Origin of the sequence: Kitasatospora sp. GP30 (genome assembly GCF_029892145.1) — a bacterium.
Lineage (GTDB): Bacteria > Actinomycetota > Actinomycetes > Streptomycetales > Streptomycetaceae > Kitasatospora > Kitasatospora acidiphila.
Genome location: NZ_JARZAH010000003.1, coordinates 243,080 through 260,208 on the forward strand (window position 1 = coordinate 243,080; position 17,129 = coordinate 260,208).

General features: G+C 71.8%; 18 protein-coding genes. 8 read left to right on the forward strand and 10 right to left on the reverse strand.

Annotated features, from left to right (window positions below):
* Positions 1-60 precede the first annotated feature (60 nt).
* From P3T35_RS06945 to P3T35_RS06955, 3 genes are all read right to left on the reverse strand, one after another.
* Positions 61-756 carry an IMP cyclohydrolase gene (locus P3T35_RS06945; RefSeq protein ID WP_280704778.1) on the reverse strand — a complete coding sequence of 232 codons (696 nt, stop codon included), beginning with the start codon at positions 754-756 and terminating at the stop codon, positions 61-63.
* 50 nt (positions 757-806) lie between these two features.
* Positions 807-1,175: a hypothetical protein gene (locus P3T35_RS06950; protein WP_143676770.1), complete on the reverse strand. Its 369-nt coding sequence runs from the start codon at positions 1,173-1,175 to the stop codon at positions 807-809.
* 67 nt (positions 1,176-1,242) lie between these two features.
* Positions 1,243-1,620 carry a MerR family transcriptional regulator gene (locus P3T35_RS06955; RefSeq protein WP_101379685.1) on the reverse strand — a complete coding sequence of 126 codons (378 nt, stop codon included), beginning with the start codon at positions 1,618-1,620 and terminating at the stop codon, positions 1,243-1,245.
* Positions 1,621-1,785: 165 nt separating this feature from the next.
* On the opposite strand from P3T35_RS06955, the gene P3T35_RS06960 reads away from it, so the two are divergent.
* On the forward strand, positions 1,786-2,526 hold the full coding sequence (locus tag P3T35_RS06960; protein ID WP_101379686.1) for a 3-oxoacyl-ACP reductase family protein: 741 nt from the start codon (positions 1,786-1,788) through the stop codon (positions 2,524-2,526).
* Positions 2,527-2,714: 188 nt separating this feature from the next.
* Here the strand turns inward: P3T35_RS06960 and P3T35_RS06965 are convergent, their stop codons facing one another.
* From P3T35_RS06965 to P3T35_RS06975, 3 genes are read right to left on the reverse strand one after another with little or no spacing between them, the layout of a single operon-like run.
* Positions 2,715-4,883, reverse strand: coding sequence for an FAD-dependent oxidoreductase (locus P3T35_RS06965; protein ID WP_101379687.1), 2,169 nt, complete (start codon positions 4,881-4,883; stop codon positions 2,715-2,717).
* 35 nt (positions 4,884-4,918) lie between these two features.
* The gene (locus tag P3T35_RS06970; protein ID WP_101379688.1) at positions 4,919-6,133 is read right to left on the reverse strand and encodes an acetyl-CoA C-acetyltransferase; all 1,215 of its coding nucleotides are present in this window, start codon (positions 6,131-6,133) and stop codon (positions 4,919-4,921) included.
* A gap of 55 nt (positions 6,134-6,188) precedes the next feature.
* On the reverse strand, positions 6,189-7,298 hold the full coding sequence (locus tag P3T35_RS06975) for a CaiB/BaiF CoA-transferase family protein (protein WP_280704780.1): 1,110 nt from the start codon (positions 7,296-7,298) through the stop codon (positions 6,189-6,191).
* Between the two features lie 485 nt (positions 7,299-7,783).
* On the opposite strand from P3T35_RS06975, the gene P3T35_RS06980 reads away from it, so the two are divergent.
* From P3T35_RS06980 to P3T35_RS06995, 4 genes are all read left to right on the forward strand, one after another.
* Positions 7,784-8,530, forward strand: a complete 747-nt coding sequence (locus tag P3T35_RS06980; protein WP_101379690.1) for an EI24 domain-containing protein — start codon at positions 7,784-7,786, stop codon at positions 8,528-8,530.
* Positions 8,527-9,372, forward strand: coding sequence for a GNAT family N-acetyltransferase (locus P3T35_RS06985; protein ID WP_101379691.1), 846 nt, complete (start codon positions 8,527-8,529; stop codon positions 9,370-9,372). Before P3T35_RS06980 ends, P3T35_RS06985 begins: the two co-directional genes overlap by 4 nt.
* Positions 9,373-9,474: 102 nt before the next feature.
* Positions 9,475-10,761 (forward strand): histidine kinase, encoded by a 1,287-nt coding sequence (locus tag P3T35_RS06990; RefSeq protein WP_101379692.1) that lies wholly within the window; start codon positions 9,475-9,477, stop codon positions 10,759-10,761.
* Positions 10,758-11,474, forward strand: a complete 717-nt coding sequence (locus P3T35_RS06995) for a response regulator transcription factor (RefSeq protein WP_101379693.1) — start codon at positions 10,758-10,760, stop codon at positions 11,472-11,474. The genes P3T35_RS06990 and P3T35_RS06995 overlap by 4 nt, the downstream gene beginning before the upstream one ends.
* 209 nt (positions 11,475-11,683) lie before the next feature.
* On the opposite strand, the gene P3T35_RS07000 is transcribed toward P3T35_RS06995, so the two are convergent.
* Positions 11,684-12,610 carry a LysR family transcriptional regulator gene (locus P3T35_RS07000; protein ID WP_101379694.1) on the reverse strand — a complete coding sequence of 309 codons (927 nt, stop codon included), beginning with the start codon at positions 12,608-12,610 and terminating at the stop codon, positions 11,684-11,686.
* A 217-nt stretch (positions 12,611-12,827) separates the two neighbouring features.
* Between P3T35_RS07000 and P3T35_RS07005 the strand changes: the two genes are divergently transcribed.
* Positions 12,828-13,232: a beta/gamma crystallin domain-containing protein gene (locus P3T35_RS07005; protein ID WP_180356381.1), complete on the forward strand. Its 405-nt coding sequence runs from the start codon at positions 12,828-12,830 to the stop codon at positions 13,230-13,232.
* A 91-nt stretch (positions 13,233-13,323) separates the two neighbouring features.
* Here the strand turns inward: P3T35_RS07005 and P3T35_RS07010 are convergent, their stop codons facing one another.
* On the reverse strand, positions 13,324-15,306 hold the full coding sequence (locus tag P3T35_RS07010) for a heavy metal translocating P-type ATPase (protein ID WP_101379696.1): 1,983 nt from the start codon (positions 15,304-15,306) through the stop codon (positions 13,324-13,326).
* A gap of 113 nt (positions 15,307-15,419) precedes the next feature.
* Between P3T35_RS07010 and P3T35_RS07015 the strand changes: the two genes are divergently transcribed.
* Entirely contained in the window at positions 15,420-15,821 is a 402-nt protein-coding gene (locus P3T35_RS07015; protein WP_101379697.1) for a metalloregulator ArsR/SmtB family transcription factor, read from the forward strand.
* 56 nt (positions 15,822-15,877) lie between these two features.
* Here the strand turns inward: P3T35_RS07015 and P3T35_RS07020 are convergent, their stop codons facing one another.
* A complete protein-coding gene (locus P3T35_RS07020) occupies positions 15,878-16,246 on the reverse strand; it encodes a toxin Doc (RefSeq protein WP_101379698.1) in 369 nt (122 codons plus the stop codon).
* 2 nt (positions 16,247-16,248) lie between these two features.
* The gene (locus tag P3T35_RS07025; RefSeq protein WP_180356382.1) at positions 16,249-16,476 is read right to left on the reverse strand and encodes a hypothetical protein; all 228 of its coding nucleotides are present in this window, start codon (positions 16,474-16,476) and stop codon (positions 16,249-16,251) included.
* A gap of 97 nt (positions 16,477-16,573) precedes the next feature.
* On the opposite strand from P3T35_RS07025, the gene P3T35_RS07030 reads away from it, so the two are divergent.
* Positions 16,574-17,116, forward strand: a complete 543-nt coding sequence (locus P3T35_RS07030) for a SigE family RNA polymerase sigma factor (protein ID WP_101379699.1) — start codon at positions 16,574-16,576, stop codon at positions 17,114-17,116.
* Positions 17,117-17,129: the final 13 nt, after the last annotated feature.

Genomic DNA, 17,129 nt, shown 5'->3' on the forward strand with positions numbered 1-17,129 from the left:
GGCTCGACCTGCAGTGGTGGCAGGCCCGGTGCCTGGCAGTGCCGTCAGGCCGTCAGGCCGTCAGCTCAGTCCCGCCCCCGCCTGCCGGATGTCGGCCTCCGCCAGCCCGCCCGGCGCGAAGACCGCTGCGGCGACCCGCAGTTGCGGTGCCAGGGCGGACCACAGCTCGTCGAGCAGCGCACCACGGCTCTCCGCACGTGTACACACTTCGGTGAACGGCTCGCCCGTGGCGATCTCCTGCCCGTCCGAGCGGTAGGTGGTCATCAGCACGCCCTGGCCCGGCTGAAGGTCGCTGATCTGCAAGGTCATCCGGTTGGTGGCAGCGCGGTCACCGCCGCTGCGCCGCGCGGCGCCGAACCACACCGGGCCGCCGCCACGTCCGTCGGCGATGACGGTCAGGCGCGGGGTGAAGATCGGCGGGTCCGGCTCGTAGTCCAGGCCGTCCAGGGCCAGGGTGGGAGTCTGGCCCACGGTGAGGCGGTTGGCGACTATGGCGATCTGCTCTCCGTTGCCGAAGACCAGCCAGTCTCCGGTCTGGCGGGCGGCGACGTAGTGGCGCAGATGGTCCTGGGCGGGTGAGTCATCCGATGGGGCGACGATGAGTTCACCCCGCGGAGTGCGATGGAGGGTGCGGGCCTGGGATGCGGGGCTGCGTCCGGTGAGGAAGTACGCGCCGAGCGTGCTGCCGTCGCCGGTCCGGCACCACAGCACACCGCGCCCGGGGTAGGGATTACCCCTCAGCACCTCGTCCAACATGTTCACCGTGTCCAGTACCCTTCCCGATCACGTTGACTGACGCATCGTCATCAGCCTGCTGAAGCACAGGCCTTGCTCAAGTCACCTGCCGCAGAAGCTATCGGCCCGAGATCGGGCTGCTTGCCGTCCGCCACGGCCTGTTGGGCGTTCTGCACCGCCTTGGAGAGGCTGTCGGCCGCCTTGGCGCTGTCGCTACCGGCGTGGACCTTCTTGGCGTCGTCGTTCAGCTTCTTGAGCGCGTCGGCGGTGCGTTGACGACGCGCCTGGTCGGTCAGCTGACCGACGTTGGTGGCCGAATCCGTCAAGTCCTGCACATCACCGGTGATGGTGATGGCCGTCTTGCCGCAGCTCACCGCCTGCTTGCCGTCGCAGCCGACGAGCGCCGCGCCCGCCACCGCCAACACGACGGCGGCGCCCACGATCCGGCTGATCCTCAACTCCATCCCGGTTCCCCTCCCCCTTGGTTGCTGCCGATTCCGAGGCGGGCTACGCCGCCCCGATGGTCGCGGTCTCCGAGGCCGTGTCGATCACTTCGTCCAGCACATCGCGGGAGCGCACCAGTTCGGTGATCATGCGGTTGATGCGGTCGCGCTCCGCAGTGAGCTCATCGACCAGCTCCGGAGTGGCGATCTCGTTCGGGCGGCCGTCCGCGTCCCTCATGCAGGGCAGCAGTTGGGCGATCTTCTTGCTGTTGAGGCCCGCCGCGTAGAGCGTCTGGATCCGGACCACACGGTCCACCGCCCACTCCCCGTAGTCCCGGTGGCCGCCTGGCGTGCGCTCGGCGCGCAGCAGTTCCTGGGTCTCGTAGTAGCGCAGGGAGCGCTCACTCACCCCGCTGCGCCGGGCCAGCTCACCGATCCGCATGTCCTCACCCCTCACCTGATGCCGCTTCAACTCGAGTCTGACACTGACGCTTCAGCTTGAAACCGCCACTCGACCTTGAATCTGACACTGATGGCAACTTCTACCATGCCGGTGTGAACGAGCGCACCGCTCACGTCAACGCCCGCGTCAACGGAGGAGAAAGCGATGAGTGACCTGACTGGCAAGGTGGCCCTGGTGACCGGTGGCAGCCGCGGGATCGGTGCGGCGATAGCGAGGCGACTGGCCGACGAGGGCGCGGCGGTGGCGCTCACCTACGTCCGGGCGGCGGACGAGGCGCGCCAGGTCGTCAAGCGGATCGAGGCGGCCGGCGGCAAGGCCGTTGCCATCCAGGCCGACCTGACCCGGCCGAACGCCGCGGCGGATGCGGTGGAGCAGACGGTGCGGGAGTTGGGCCGCATCGACATCCTGGTGAACAACGCGGGCTTCCTCACCTACGGCCCACTGGCCGAGGTGTCCGCCGAGGAACTGGACCGGGTGCTGGCGGTGGACGTCCGCTCGGTGTTCCTCGCCGCCCAGGCCGCCGCCAACCGCATGAGCGACGGCGGGCGGATCATCAGCATCGGCTCGTGCTTCAACGGGCGGGTGCCGTTCCCGAACTTCGTGCTGCAGGCGACGGCCAAGTCCGCACTCATCGGGCTGACCAAGGGACTTGCCCGGGAGCTGGGGCCGCGCGGCATCACCGCCACCATCGTGGACCCGGGCCCGATCGACACCGACATGAACCCGGCCGACGGCGACAGCGCCGAGGTCCAGCGCGACCTCACCGCCCTTGGTCAGTACGGCGAGGCCGACGACATCGCCAACGCGGTGGCCTACCTGGCGGGCCCCGGCGGCCGCTACATCACCGGTACCGCCCTCGCGGTGGACGGCGGGTACACCGCGTGACACGGTGACCCCGTGCCCTCGTGATCCCGTGCCCCCTGTGGCCTCGTGGCCTCGTGGCCCGAGCACCGACGCCGCGGGTGCCCACCATGCCGGTGGGCACCCGCGGCGTCATGCCTTGCGCGACCCGCTCACTCTTTGAACGTCCCGCTCAGTCCCTGAACGTCCCGCTCAGTCCTTGCGCGACCCGCTCAGTCCCTGAACGTCTCGCCCTCAGCGGCGATCCGCTCCAGCATCGCCGGCGGGGCGAACCGCTCACCGTACTTGGCGGCCAACTCCCGGGCCCGTGCGGCGAATCCGGCCGGGCCACCCTGGTAGCCGTTGATGTACTGCAGCACGCCACCGGTCCAGGCCGGGTAGCCGATGCCCAGGATGGAGCCGACGTTCGCATCGGCGACCGAGGTCAGCACGCCCTCCTCCAGGCACCGCACGCTGTCCAGCGCCTCCGCGAAGAGCATCCGCTCCTTCATGTCCTCGAACGGGACCTCGACGTCGGGGCGGGCGAAGTGCTCGCGCAGGCCCGGCCAGAGGCGACCGCGCCGGCCGTTCTCGTCGTACTCGTAGAAGCCGGCGCCGCCGCTGCGCCCGGGCCGGTTGAACTCCTCGACCATCCGGTCGAAGACGACGTCCGCCGGGTGCGGCTCCCACACCCCGCCGGCCTCCTCGACCGCGCGGCGCGCCTCGCCACGAATCTTGCGGGGCAGCGTCAGCGTCAACTCGTCCAGCAGGGAAAGCACCTTCGCGGGGTACCCGGCCTGGGCGGCCGCCTGCTCGATGGAGGCCGGCTCCACGCCCTCCGCCACCATCGCGACACCCTCGTTGATGAACTGGCCGATCACCCGCGAGGTGAAGAACCCGCGCGAGTCGTTGACCACGATCGGGGTCTTGCCCAACTTCCGGACCAGGTCGAAGGCGCGGGCCACCGCCTCCTCGCCGGTCCGCACGCCGCGGATGATCTCGACCAGCGGCATCTTGTCGACCGGCGAGAAGAAGTGCAGGCCGATGAAGTCGGCGTCCCGCTCGACTCCCTCAGCCAGCAGGCTGATCGGCAGGGTGGAGGTGTTGGAGCAGAGCAGCGCGTCCGGCGCGACGACGCCCTGCACCTCCTGGAAGACCTTGTGCTTGAGCTCGACGTTCTCGAAGACGGCCTCGATCACCGCGTCGCAGCCCGCCAGGTCGGCGACGTCCGCCGTGGCCGTGATCCGGCCGAGCAGCTCGTCGCGCTGCTCCGCCGTGCTCCGCCCGCGCGCGACCGCCTTGTCCAACAGCCCGGCGGAGTACGCCTTGCCGTGCTCGGCGGCCTCGACGGTCATGTCCTTGAGCACCACCTGCAGCCCGGCCTTGGCGCATGCGTAGGCGATGCCCGCACCCATCATCCCGGCGCCCAGCACGGCGACCTTTGACACCGGCCGCTCCGGCACCCCGGTCGGACGGGAGGCGCCGGCGTTGACCGCCTGCATGTCGAAGAACAGCGCCTGGATCATGTTCTTGGCGGTCTGGCCGGTCGCCAACTCGGTGAAGTAGCGGGCCTCGATGACCATCGCGGTGTCGACGTCGACCTGGCTGCTCTCCACCGCCGCCGCCAGCACGTTGCGCGGCGCGGGGTACGGCGCGCCGTTCAGCTGCTTGCGCAAGTTCGCGGGGTAGGCCGGGAGTTGGGCGGCCAGCGCGGGCGTCGAGGGAGTGCCGCCCGGGATCTTGTAGCCCTTGACGTCCCACGGCTGCTGGGCGGTCTCGTTCGCCAGCACCCAGGCCCGCGCCTTGACGAGCAACTCCTCCTGGGTGTCCGCCAGTTCATGGACCAGGCCGGCTTCGACCGCAGCCGCCGGGCGGTACTGGCGGCCGGTCAGCAGCCACTTCAGCAGCGCGTCGGCCAAGCCGAGCAGCCGCACGGTGCGCACCACGCCACCACCGCCCGGCAGCAGGCCGAGCGTCACCTCGGGGAACCCGATCTTGCTCTTCGGCGTGTTCAGCGCGATCCGGTGGTGGCAGGCCAGCGCCAGTTCCAGACCGCCGCCCAGGGCACTGCCGTTGATCGCGGCGACCACCGGAGCACCGAGGGTCTCCAGGGTGCGCATGGCCTGCTTCAGCTTCAACGAGCCGGCGAGGAACTCCTCGGCGTGCTCGGGCTGGACGGCGGAGAGCAGCCGCAGGTCACCGCCGGCGAAGAAGGTCTTCTTGGCGGAGGTGAGGATCACACCGCGCAGGCCCTCGGTCGCGGCCAGGCGCGCCACGACCTCCTGGAACTGCTCGGTGAAGCGGGAGTTCATGGTGTTGACGGACTGGTCCGGGTCGTCGAGGACGAGGGTGACGATGCCCTCCTGGTCCTGCTCCCAGCGGATCACGGTCAGCTCGCTCATAACAGGTAGCTCCAGTAACTCCAGTGAGGGGGCGGTCAGATGCGCTCGACGATGGTGGCGATGCCCATGCCGCCGCCCACGCAGAGAGTGGCCAGGCCGTAGCGGAGCTCGCGGCGCTCCAGCTCGTCGATCAGGGTTCCGAGGATCATCGCGCCGGTTGCGCCCAGCGGGTGGCCCAGCGCGATCGCACCGCCGTTGACGTTCACCTGCTCGTGCGAGAAGCCGAGTTCGCCCATGAAGCGCAGCACCACCGACGCGAACGCCTCGTTGATCTCGACCAGGTCGATGTCGGCGGCGGTCAGGCCGGCCTTGGCCAGCGCCTTGCGGGTGGCGGGGGCCGGGCCGGTCAGCATGATGGTGGGCTCGGAGCCGGAGACCGCCGCCGAGACGATCCGGGCGCGCGGACGCAGCCCGTAGCGCTCGCCGATCTCGCGGTTGCCGATCGCCACCAGCGAGGCGCCGTCGACGATGCCGGACGAGTTGCCGGCGGTGTGCACGTGGTCGATCTGCTCGACCCAGTGGTACTTCTGCAGCGTCACCGCGTCGAAGCCGCCCAGCTCGCCGATGGTGGCGAAGGCGGGCTTGAGGGCGGCCAGGGTCTCCACCGTGGTGCCCGGGCGCAGGTACTCGTCCCGCTCCAGCACCACCAGGCCGTTGCGGTCGCGCACCGGCACCACCGAGCGGTCGAAGAGGCCGTCGGCCTGGGCCTTGGCGGCGCGGGCCTGGGACTCGGCCGCATAACCGTCCACGTCGGTACGGGAGAAGCCGCCGATGGTGGCGATCAGGTCGGCGCCGATGCCCTGCGGCACGAAGTTGACGTCGAAGGACGTCATCGGGTCCATCATCCAGGCGCCGCCGTCGGAGCCCATCGGCACCCGGGACATCGACTCGACGCCACCGGCCAGCACCAAGTCCTCGAAGCCCGAACGGACCTTGGCCGCAGCCATGTTGACCGACTCCAGGCCGGACGCGCAGAAGCGGTTCTCCTGCACGCCGGCCACGGTGTCGGGCAGGCCGGCGGCGATGGCGGCGATCCGGGCGATGTCGGAGCCCTGGTCGCCGTGCGGGCTGACCACGCCGAGCACGATGTCGTCGATCGCGGCCGGGTCGAGGTCGGGCAGCCGGTGGCGCATCTCGCGGATCAGCCCGACCACCAGGTCGATCGGCTTGGTGCCGTGCAGGGCGCCGCCTGCCTTGCCGCGCCCGCGCGGGGTGCGGATCGCCTCGTAGACGTACGCTTCGGTGCTCACGATGGCCTCTCTGAAGGGTCAGGACGGTCGGCGGGATCAGGACGGTCGGGCGGAGTCAGGACGGACGGTCGGCGGGGTCAAGTGCGGGAACGCCCCAGTCGCGGGCGACTTCGGCGGTGTCGGCACCGGGCTGACCGGGCGGGCGCCGCAGTGCGCCGGGGGTGGCGGAGAACCGCGGGGCGGGGGCGGGTTGGGTGACGCCGTGCCACGTCGGATAGGTGCCACGGGCCACCAGGTGCGGATCTGCGGCGGCTTGACGGAGCGTCAGGACCTCGGTGACGCAGGCGTCGGAGCCGGCGAAGACGGTCCGCCACTCGGCGCTGGTGCGTGAGGCGAAGCGGGTGGCGATCAGCGCGCGAAGTTCGGGCCAGCGGTTCATCTCGTACTGGCCGGGCGCATCGGCCGGCAACTCCAGCAGACGGGCGAACTCGGCGTAGAACTGCGGCTCCAGCGCGCCGACCGCGAAGTGCCCGCCATCGCTTGCCTGGTAGACGGCGTAGCACGGGGCTGCGCCGTCCAGCAGGTTGACGCCGCGGCGGTCGTGCCAACTGCCCTGGGCGAGCAACCCCCAGATCAGGGTGGCCAGATGGGCGGTGCCGTCCACGATGGCGGCGTCCACCACCTGGCCGGCGCCGGTCGCGCGCGCGTGGTGCATGGCGGCGAGCAGGCCGACCACCAGGTAGAGCGAGCCGCCCGCGAAGTCGCCGAGCAGGTTGGCGGGGATCGACGGCGGGCCGTCGGGCGGGCCGATCATGCCGAGCACGCCGGTGAGGGCGACGTAGTCGATGTCGTGGCCGGCGGTGGTGGCGAGCGGCCCGTCCTGGCCCCAGCCGGTCATCCGGCCGTAGACCAGCGCCGGGTTGCGGGCCAGGCACGCCTCGGGGCCGACGCCCAACCGTTCGGCGACGCCCGGCCGGTAGCCCTCGATCAGCAGGTCGGCCCGCTCCACCAGCGCCAGCACCTGTTCCACCCCCTCGGGGGTCTTGAGGTCGACCAGCACCGAGCGCTTGTTGCGGTTGGTGAGGTCGTGCACCGGATCCTGCGCCAGCGGCGAGCCGTTCGGCCGGTCGACCCGCACCACATCGGCACCCAGGTCGCCGAGCAGCATCGCGGCGAACGGCCCGGGGCCGATGCCCGCGAGCTCGACCACCCGGACACCGGCCAGCGGCCCGGCCGCGCCGGCTGTCCCGGCTGTGCCGGCTGTCCCGGAACCGACCACGCGATCGCCTCCTCGCGAGCGTGACAGTGAAGCTGTAACACTGCGGATGGTATGCCGGTGACCGGCGAGTAACAAGAGCCGGGGGTGCCCGGGCCGGGGTGCCTGGGGATGCCCGGACTGAACTGCTCGGGAAGCCGGGGCGGCGGTGCCCGAGGTGCTTGGGCGACAGCCCCCGGGAAGCCGGGGCGACGGCCCCCGAGATACCTGGGCGACGGCCCCCGAGGCGCCCGGACGGCGGGGCCCCCGGGGTACCTGGGCGACGGCCCCGAGGCGCCCGGGGCGGCGGAGCCCCCGGGGTACCTGGGCGACAGCGCCCGAGCTGCCCGGACGACGGTGCCCGGGGGCGGACGGAACCGGCCACAGTGCCGGAACCGCAACAACCGTGGTCCTGGCATCACAGCCGGTCAGCGGCGCCCCATAGGCTAAGCCGCATGTCTGATCTGCTGACGGGTGTGAGCGCGCTGTGGCGCGGGCAAGCGTGGGTCGCACGGCGGCCGCGCTGGTGGTTCTTCGGGCTGCTCCCGGCGCTGATCGCGATGGTGCTGATCGGTGCAGCGCTGAGCGCACTCGCCTGGTGGGCGGGCGACATCGTCAACTGGGCCACTCCGTTCGCCGCGCACTGGAGCTCCGGGGAGCGGGTGCTGTTCCGCGATGTGGCCACCGCGCTGCTGATCGGCGGCGGGGTGCTGATCGCGATCGTCGCGTTCACCGGTCTCACCCTGGCCATCGGGCAGCCGTTCTACGAGCGGTTGGTGCGCGCGGTGGCACCGCCGCCGCCCGGTGGGCCGGAGATCGGGATCGGCGATGCGCTGGCCGCTGCGGTGCGGATCGGGTTCCGCACCGCGCTGTGCTCGGTCGGGCTGTTCGCGATCGGCTGCGTGCCGCTGCTCGGCCAGTTGCTGGCGCCGGCGCTCGGGTTCTGCGTCGCCGGGTACTTCCTCACCGTGGAGCTCACCGGCATCGTCTTCGACCTGCACGGCGTGCCGCCCCGGGAGCGGCTGCGCGGTCGCCGGATGCTGGCGATCGGCTTCGGGCTGCCGCTGGTCCTGGCCTTCCTGGTCCCGTTCGCCACCGTGCTGCTGATGCCCGGCGCGGTGGCCGGCGCGGCGCTGCTGGTCTCGGAGCAACTTCCGCGTCCGCAAAACTGGTTGCAGCCGCCCGTAGGCTCCTTCGGGTGACGACACCCGATGCACTCCTGAAGCTGTACGACCGCCAGTTCCGCCGCAGTTCCGATGCCCGGGGCAGGCTGCTGGCGGACGACAGCGGCCCGCTGGTGCGGGGCGGCGTGAGCGGCATCCTCACCAGCCGACAGCCCGATCTCGGGGTGACGGGGGCCGCGCTGGACGAGTTGATCCACCGCCAGATCGCGGGCGGTACGGCGGTGGACTGGCGGCTCCACGGTCACGACCGGCCTGGCGAGTTGGGCGACCGGCTGCTGGCCGCCGGGTTCACCGCCAAACGCAGCGGCACCGTGCTGGTCGGCGAGACGGCGGCCCTGACGGGCGAGTTGGCGCCGCCGACCGACGTGACGCCGCCGGCCGGGGTGCCGCTGCCGACCGGGGTGACGCTGCCGGCCAACGTGCCACTGCCGCCCGGCGTGACGATCCGTCGGACCACCGATCCGGCCGACGCCGACCGGATCGCCGACCAGCACACCGAGGTGTGGGGCGAGGATCTGGGCTTCCTCGCCAAGATCCTCAAGGACCGGCTGGCCGACCGGCCGGACGGCATCCCGATCCTGCTGGCCGAGGCCGCCGACGGCACCCTGGTGTGCAGCGCCTGGATGCTGCTGCGCGAGGACAGCGACTTCGCCACCCTGCTCGGCGGATCCACGCTCAAGGCCTGGCGGGGTCGCGGCATCTACCGTGCGCTGGTCACCCACCGGGCCCGCATCGCCGAGCAGCACGGCTACCGCTATCTGCATGTGGAGGCCTCCGACCACAGCGCGCCGATCCTGCGCCGGCTCGGCTTCCAGGCGATCACCACGGCGACCCAGTACCGCTGGACGCCGCCGGCCTGACCCTCCTCCGCGCTCTGTTCGGACCCCTCCCTCGCATGGGGGATGCGGAGATCAACCAAACGATTGACGCATGGTCAGCTGCGGCGCCGTAGGGTCGGTCCTATGCGAACGTTGACGGCATTTCTGGTGGGCCGCACGGCCTGGGTGCGCTGGGTGCACCTGGTGCTGGGCGGTGCGCTGCTGATGCCGTTCTGGATGCTCGGCACGGTGCTGGTTTCCGCGGTCTACGTCAACCCGGGCGCCAACGGCCAGACCGATCCGCAGCGCACCGTGGTGGCTGAGCTGCTGGCGGTGCTGGTGGCGCTGCCGATGGCCTGGGTGGTGGCGCTGCTGCCGGTCGCCCGGGTGCTGCTCGCCACCGCCTCCCGGGCACTGGCGGCCAGCCACGCCGGGGAGTTCGCCCACACGCCGGCCCACAGCTGGGCGGCCCGGCGGCGCACCGCGCACTGGTTCGTGCTGCATCTGCTGGTCGGCGGGGTGGTCAGCGGGCTGTCGCTGGCGGTGCCGCCGCTGGTTCTACTGCTCTGCGTCTCGCCACTGGGGTTCCTGGGCCACCCCGGGCGCACGCTGGTCCACCAGGCGCTCGGCGCGCACCCGCCGCCCACTCCCCCGTTAGGCCTGGCGGTGCTGCTCGGGCTGCTCCTGGTCAACGCTGGCGCCGGTGCCCTGCTGGCCCGCTGCGCCCCGGTGCTGCTCGGCCCGACGCCGGCCGAGCAACTGGCCGCAGCGGAGCGCCGTTCCCTGGTGCTGGCGCAGCGCAACCGGCTGGCCCGGGAGCTGCACGACTCGGTGGGGCATGCGCTCACCGCGGTGACGATCCAGGCCGGCGCGGCCCGCCGGGTGCTGCACCGTGATCCCGCGTTCGCCGAGGAGGCGCTGCTCGCCATCGAGGAGGTGGCCCGAGCCGCGGTCGGCGAGCTGGACACCGTGCTCGGCATCCTGCGCGAGGACGTCGACGACGGCGCCGGCCGCCCGACCGGCGGCGCCGGTGACGCCACCGGCCCGACGCTGGCCGCGCTCGACCTGCTGATCCGTCAACTTGGCCTGGCCGGGGTCTCGGTGGCGGCACGGACCGGCCCCGGGGTGACGGCGCTGCCCGATGCGCTCTCCCGGGAGGCGTACCGGATCGTGCAGGAGGGGCTGACCAATGTGCTGCGCCATGCCGGCTCGGTGCCGGCCACGCTGACGCTCGACATCGACCAAGGACGGCTGACCGTGGAACTGATCAACCCGATGGGCGCGGCGCGCCCGAGCCGGCCCGGCGGCGGGCGCGGGCTGCGCGGAGTGGCCGAGCGCGCGGCGGCGCGCGGCGGCGGCTGCGAGAGCGGCCGCACGGCTGACGGCAGCGGTTGGCGGCTCGCGGTCTGGCTGCCGGTGGGGGCGGCATGAGCGGGATCAGCACGGGCGCACCGGACGCGGCCGCCCCCGCCCTGCGCGTGGTCATCGCCGACGATGAGCGGCTGGTCCGGCTCGGCCTGCGGGTAGTGATCGACTCGGAGCCCGACCTCACCGTGGTCGGCGAGGCGGCCGACGGCAGCGAGGTGGTGCCGCTGGTGCGCGAAACAGCACCGGACGTGGTGCTCATGGACGTCCGGATGCCCCAGATCGACGGTATCCGGGCCACCGCGCTGATCCTGGCCGCGATGCCGGAGCCGCCGCGGATCCTGGTGGTCACCACCTTCGAGCACGACGACTACGTCTACCAGGCACTGCAGGCCGGGGCCGCCGGGTTCCTGCTGAAGCGCTCCAGTGCGGAGGAGATGGTGCAGGCGGTGCGCCTGGTGGCCCGCACCGACTCCCTCCTCTACCCGGCCGCCATCCGCGAGCTGGCCGCCCACCGGGCCGCGTCCGCCACTGCGGACGGCCCGGGCCCCTCCCGCAAGGACGGCGGCGGACCGATCCGCCGGCTGACCGACCGCGAGGGTCAGGTGCTGCGGCTGATGGCGACCGGCCTGAACAACGGGGAGATCGCTGCCGAGTTGGTGGTGAGCCCGGAGACGATCAAGTCCCATGTGGCCGGCATCCTCGCCAAACTGGGCGCCCGCGACCGGACGCAGGCGGTGATCATGGCCTACGACTCCGGCTTCGTACTTCCGAAGTGACCACTTCCGAGGTGACCAGCTTCCGAAGTGAGAGGCTTCCGAGGTGACCAGCTTCCGAAGTGAGAGGCTTCCGAGGTGACCAGCTTCCGAAGCCAGCGCTCTGGCCGCGCGGCTCCACCGGGTCGGGTCCGCTGACCGCCCCACCCGGCGAGCGGGGAGGGGGAAGGGATGTCCGGCCGGCAGTCGATGGACGAGCTCGTGAGCCTGCTTCAGGAAGAGCGGGCTCTTGGGAGATGTCCGGTTGAGGCAGGGCCGGTGAGGTGGGCGCGGGCCCGGGCGCGGAAGGCCGCCACCAGGGGGCTGCGGTCGTGGGCACGGGTGACCAGGACGACGTGGCTGGGCTCGACCCCCTCCAGCGGGATGGCGGTGAGGTCCGGGCGCACGGGGTGGGCGGGGACAGTCGTCATCACGGCCTGTCCGGCGGCGGTGAGTTCGACAACGTCCTCGATGGCGTCGGCGAGCGGTCCGTCGGGGGCCGGGCGTCCGTCGGGTCTGGGGTCGAGGCGCCAGAAGGCGCTCGTCATCGGGTCGAGTCCCCGGATCCTGGGCAGGGGTTCGTCGGCGATGTCGTCCGGGGTGACTGAGTCTCTGCCGGCCAGGCGGTGGTCCAACGGCACCAGCAGCAGGCGGGGTTCGTCGTAGAGCGGGGTCAGCTCCAGGCCGTCGGTCGGGAAGGGCAGCCGGGTGACCACGGCGTCCACGCGGTGATCCGCCAGGGCCTGGCGCCAGTCGTGCACGGTCAGGTGACGGGTCGCCACCGCAGCGCCGGGGTGATGCCGACGCAGTTCGCGCACGGCCGGGGTGATGATGATGCCCGGCGTGTAGCCGATGGTGACGCGGTCGGGGCGGGCGGCGGCCTGGGTGCGTGCCGCGGCCTGGTCGGCGGAGCGCAGCAGCGCGCCGGCCAGCGGGAGGAAGACTTCGCCCGCCCGGGTGAGGCGGTTGCCGTGCGGTGTGCGGTCGAACAGCTGGGCACCGAGCCGCTGTTCAAGGCGGCGGATCTTTCGGCTCAGTGACGGCTGAGTGGTGTGCAGCGCCTCGGCGGCGCGCCCGAAATGCCGGAACTCGGCCACGACGATGAAGCACCACACCAGGTCCAGGTCGAAGGTCACCCGAGGCGGCGGCAATTTAAGCATCTTTTCGACCGAATCCCTCTTATCACCATGGCGATCCTTCGTATACCCAGCCCTACTGGGCAATACGCTTCGCGCATTGGTCCATGCAAAAGATTCAATAGTCAGGATATGTTCCGCGGCCTCATAGTGAGGTCGCCGGGCGGGACCTGATCCGGGCCTGCCGGCAGGCCGATCCCTGGTCGGCCGCTCAGGCGTACTGGACTGCGAGGAGGCCCCCGTGGCACGCCCGAAGAACAAGATCGCAGCCGCTGTCGTCGCCACCCTGGCGACCGTCGGCTTGGCAATCGCCCCCACCGGAAGCGCGTCGGCGGAAACCGCCAAGCCGGCCATCAGCGTCGTCCCCTGCAACAGCAATGACTACCTGCAGGTCTGGTGGCACCAGGAGTACGAAAACCCGCGCACCGACGAGACCTGCTTCGCCAACGCCGGGACGTACACGTTCCAGTTTCCGCAGTGCAGCGGCGGTCCCTGCTGGCTCGACGCGTTCTCGACGGGCAACAACGTCGTGCAGTACGAGTCGGACCGCAGGTGGCAGCCCGACAACCCGGTCGGGAAGTACACCTACTTCACGTTCCCGAACCACCCCGGCGGGGTGGAACTCGACGCCATGAAGATCTTCTGATCCGGCCTGGCGTCTGACCGGTGGTGGTACGGCTGGAGGCCGCCCCAAGCGGGGCGGCCTCCAGCCGTACCACCACCCACGAACCGACGGCTCAGCGCCCGTTCCCGTGGCGGGCGCGGCGCCAGGCGGAATCGGCCAGCAGGCGCAGGCCGTTGAGGCCGACGATGACGGTGGAGCCCTCGTGCCCGGCGACACCGAGCGGCAGCGGCAGGGTGCCGACCAGGTCCCAGACGACCAGGCCGGTGATGAAGAACGCGGCGATCACCAGGTTCTGCACCACCAGGCGCCGGGCCCGGCGCGAGAGCGCCACGACCGCGGGGATGCTGGCCAGCTCGTCGCGCACCACGACGGCGTCGGCGGTCTCCAACGCGAGGTCGGATCCGGCCCGTCCCATGGCGATGCCGGTGTGGGCGGCGGCCAGCGCGGGGGCGTCGTTGACGCCGTCGCCCACCACCAGCACCTTGCGCCCGGCCTTCTCCAACTCCCGTACGGCGTTGACCTTGTCCTGGGGCAGCAGTCCCGCACGGACGTCGGTGATGCCGACTTCCTGCGCGAGGCGGGCGGCGGCGAGCGGGTTGTCGCCGGTGACCAGAACCGGAGTGCCGCCGGTCAGGCCGGTGAGGGCGGTGACGGTGGCGGCGGCCTCCTCACGCAGCCGGTCGGCGATTCCCAGCACGCCCACCAGGGTGTCCTCGACCTCCACCAGGACCGCGGTGCGACCCTCCTGCTCCAGCTGGGCGGCCACCGCGGCGGCCGGATGGTCGGTGCGCCCGGCCAACAGCCGGGCGGGGCTGCCGACCGCGACCGCCTTGCCCTCGACGGTGGCGGTCACACCGGTGCCCGGGGCGGAGTTGAAGTCCTCCGCCGCCGGGATGTCCAGGTCGCGGGCACGGGCGGCGTCCACGATCGCTCGGGCCAGCGGGTGCTCGCTGGGATGCTCGGCCGCCGCCGCGACCCGCAGCAGCTCCTCCTCGGTCAGGCCGGCGGCGGCCAGCGGACGGAGCTCGGTCACCTGCGGGGTGCCCTCTGTCAGGGTGCCGGTCTTGTCCAGCGCCACGGCGTCGATCTGGCCGAGCTGTTCCATCACCACGGCGGACTTGACCAGGACACCGTGGCGACCCGCGTTGGCGATCGCCGACAGCAGCGGCGGCATGGTGGCCAGCACCACCGCGCACGGCGAGGCGACGATCATGAAGGTCATCGCCCGCAGCAGGGTGGGCTGCAGCGCGGCGCCGAAGAGCAGCGGCAGCGCGAACAGCGCGATCGTCGCCGCGACCATGCCGAGGCTGTAGCGCTGCTCGACCTTCTCGATGAACAGCTGGGTCGGCGCCTTGGTCTCGGAGGCCTCCTCCACCATGGCCACGATCCGGGCGATCACCGAATCGGCCGGGTCGCGCTCGACCTTCACCCGCAGGACGCCGGTGCCGTTCAGGGTGCCGGCGAACACCTCGTCCCCGGCCTCCTTGGCCACCGGCAGCGGCTCGCCGGTGATGGTCGCCTGGTCCACCTCACTGGCGCCGTCCACGACGCGGCCGTCGGCGCCGACCCGTTCGCCCGGGCGCACCAGGATGGTGTCGCCCACGGCCAGTTGCCCGGTGGGCACCGTCTCCTCGCTGCCGTCGTCCAGCAGGCGGGCGGCGGTGGTCGGGGCGAGGTCGAGCAGGCCGCGGACCGAGTCCGCGGTGCGGGCGGTGGCGACCGCCTCCAGGGCACCGGAGGTGGCGAAGATGACGATCAGCAGAGCGCCGTCCAGCACCTGCCCGATCGCCGCCGCGCCCAGGGCCGCGACGACCATCAGCAGGTCCACGTCCAGCGTCTTCTCCCGCAGGGCCTGCAGGCCCGCCCAGCCGGGTTCCCAGCCGCCGGCGGCGTAGGCCAGGGCGAACAGCGGCCCCCACGCCCACGCCGGTGCCCCGAGCAGGTGCAGCGGCAGTCCGATCAGGAACAGCACCAGGGCGGCCGCCGCCCAGCGGGCCTCGGGGAGCGCGAAGATCCGCGTGCGCCGCCTGGGCGCGGCCGCGTCGCGCACGGCTGCGTCGCCGACGGGCGCCGGGCGGGTGAGGGTGGAAGACATCGAGACGGGGTCCTTACGCGGATGTGGGCGGGCAGCGTCCAGCCCCACCACCGTAACAGGAATACATGAACACCGATTCATGTGTTCATAACAAGGCAGCGTACGATAGTCGCATGGGTCATGGAGCACCTCCCGCCAGCCGCGTCCCGCGCACCCGCCTCACGGCGGACAACGCCGCGAAGGTGGCCGCCACGCTGCAGGCACTGGCCACTCCGTCGCGGCTGCTGATCCTCGCCCGCCTGCGCGAGGGCCCGCTCCCGGCAACCGAGTTGGCCGCCGAGGTCGGCATGGAGCAGTCCGCCTGCTCCCACCAGCTGCGCCTGCTGCGCAACCTCGACCTGGTGGTCGGCACCCGCAAGGGCCGCTCGGTGGTGTACTCCCTCTACGACGACCACGTCTGCGAACTGCTCGACCAGGCCCTGTACCACGTCGACCATCTCCGCCTCGGCCTGAGCGACACCGCTGCGGCCATCGCCGAGCCGGAACGGGAAGCGGCCGCCGCCCCGAGCGCCTGAACGCCGTCCGGCCGCCTGGCCGTTTGACCGCCTGGCCGCCTGGCCGCCTGGCCGCTTCAGATCCGCCAGGAGCGGATCCGGTCGGCCGCCGCGAAGATGTCGGCCTCGGCGGCGGCCACGTCCCGGGCCAGCTCCACCAGCGCGCCGTACGGCGGGTCGATGCCCTCCTTCGCGGCGTGCATGTAGGCCGCCGTCGCCATGCAGGCGTAGAGGTTGTTGCGCACCGGCAGCGGGCGCAGCAGCACGATGGTGTGCATCAGGGCGGCCGCACACCAGGCCGGGTCGGCGTCATGGCCGAGTTGAGCGGTGTTCACCCGGTGCCGCGCGACGGCGGCCTGCAGCGCCGAGTAGTCCCGCACGCTCAGATCCTCGGGCGAGGCCTGCTCCTGGACGTCGAGCAGCCAGCGGATGTCGACGCGCAGCATGCTCACGCCGCGGTGCGCCTTGCCGCCGGGGTGTCCTCGGGAAAGGCGGCGTCGAACTCCTCCAGGTGCGCGTTCCAGAACGCCACCGCGTGGTTGACGAAGGTTCGGCGCTGCTGCTCACGCACGCTCAGATCGTGCACATACGCCTTGACGGTCTTGCCGTCTGCCGCGGCGGCCTCGCGGATCGCGGCCAGTTCCGCCTCGGTGTACTCGATGTTGAGTGCTGGCATGCGCTCAGGGTACCGGAGAGGTACCGGCCCGGGAGGGCGATCGAACTATCTCGCGAACGGCTGCAACAGGCCCACCAGCCCATCGCGTTAGCCAGGCATGAAGCACTCACCGACGACCGGACCGGCAGCTCCAGGCCCGCCTGACTTCCTGGAATTCGCCACGGCCCGCGGCGGTCACCTCTTCAAGACGGCGTACCTGCTCACCGGCGGCGACCGCCACTTGGCCGAGGACCTCGTACAGGAGGCGCTCAGCCGTCTGTTCGTGCGCTGGCGGCGGGTGTGCAAGGTGGAGAACCCGGCCGGCTACGCGCAGACGGTGCTGGTCAACACCTTTCTCTCGCTGCGTCGCCGGCGCAGCAGCACCGAGCGGGTGACCTTCGAGTTCCCCGAAGTGGCCGTCAGCGACACCGATCCAACCCTCCGGCTCACCCTGCTGCGCGCGCTGCAGGACGTCTCCGCCTCGGACCGCGCGGTCCTGGTGCTGCGGTACTGGGAGGACCGCAGCGTCGAGGAGACGGCAGCCGCACTGCAGTTGAGTCCCACCGCCGTCCGGTCGCGCGCCCACCGCGCGCTCAACCGGATGCGGGCCCTGCTCGGCGACAGTCTCGCCGAACAGACCGGGAGCGGCGGACCCCGCTGAGCGCGGATCCACC

What these genes read in the sequence shown, in the direction of transcription:
- P3T35_RS06945 (WP_280704778.1), bottom strand. Translation starts at nt 756, where the DNA reads ATGTTGGACGAGGTGCTGAGGGGTAATCCCTACCCCGGGCGCGGTGTG.
- P3T35_RS06955 (WP_101379685.1), bottom strand. Translation starts at nt 1,620, where the DNA reads ATGCGGATCGGTGAGCTGGCCCGGCGCAGCGGGGTGAGTGAGCGCTCC.
- P3T35_RS06960 (WP_101379686.1), top strand. Translation starts at nt 1,786, where the DNA reads ATGAGTGACCTGACTGGCAAGGTGGCCCTGGTGACCGGTGGCAGCCGC.
- P3T35_RS06965 (WP_101379687.1), bottom strand. Translation starts at nt 4,883, where the DNA reads ATGAGCGAGCTGACCGTGATCCGCTGGGAGCAGGACCAGGAGGGCATC.
- P3T35_RS06980 (WP_101379690.1), top strand. Translation starts at nt 7,784, where the DNA reads ATGTCTGATCTGCTGACGGGTGTGAGCGCGCTGTGGCGCGGGCAAGCG.
- P3T35_RS06990 (WP_101379692.1), top strand. Translation starts at nt 9,475, where the DNA reads ATGCGAACGTTGACGGCATTTCTGGTGGGCCGCACGGCCTGGGTGCGC.
- P3T35_RS06995 (WP_101379693.1), top strand. Translation starts at nt 10,758, where the DNA reads ATGAGCGGGATCAGCACGGGCGCACCGGACGCGGCCGCCCCCGCCCTG.
- P3T35_RS07000 (WP_101379694.1), bottom strand. Translation starts at nt 12,610, where the DNA reads ATGCTTAAATTGCCGCCGCCTCGGGTGACCTTCGACCTGGACCTGGTG.
- P3T35_RS07010 (WP_101379696.1), bottom strand. Translation starts at nt 15,306, where the DNA reads ATGTCTTCCACCCTCACCCGCCCGGCGCCCGTCGGCGACGCAGCCGTG.
- P3T35_RS07015 (WP_101379697.1), top strand. Translation starts at nt 15,420, where the DNA reads ATGGGTCATGGAGCACCTCCCGCCAGCCGCGTCCCGCGCACCCGCCTC.
- P3T35_RS07020 (WP_101379698.1), bottom strand. Translation starts at nt 16,246, where the DNA reads ATGCTGCGCGTCGACATCCGCTGGCTGCTCGACGTCCAGGAGCAGGCC.
- P3T35_RS07025 (WP_180356382.1), bottom strand. Translation starts at nt 16,476, where the DNA reads ATGCCAGCACTCAACATCGAGTACACCGAGGCGGAACTGGCCGCGATC.
- P3T35_RS07030 (WP_101379699.1), top strand. Translation starts at nt 16,574, where the DNA reads ATGAAGCACTCACCGACGACCGGACCGGCAGCTCCAGGCCCGCCTGAC.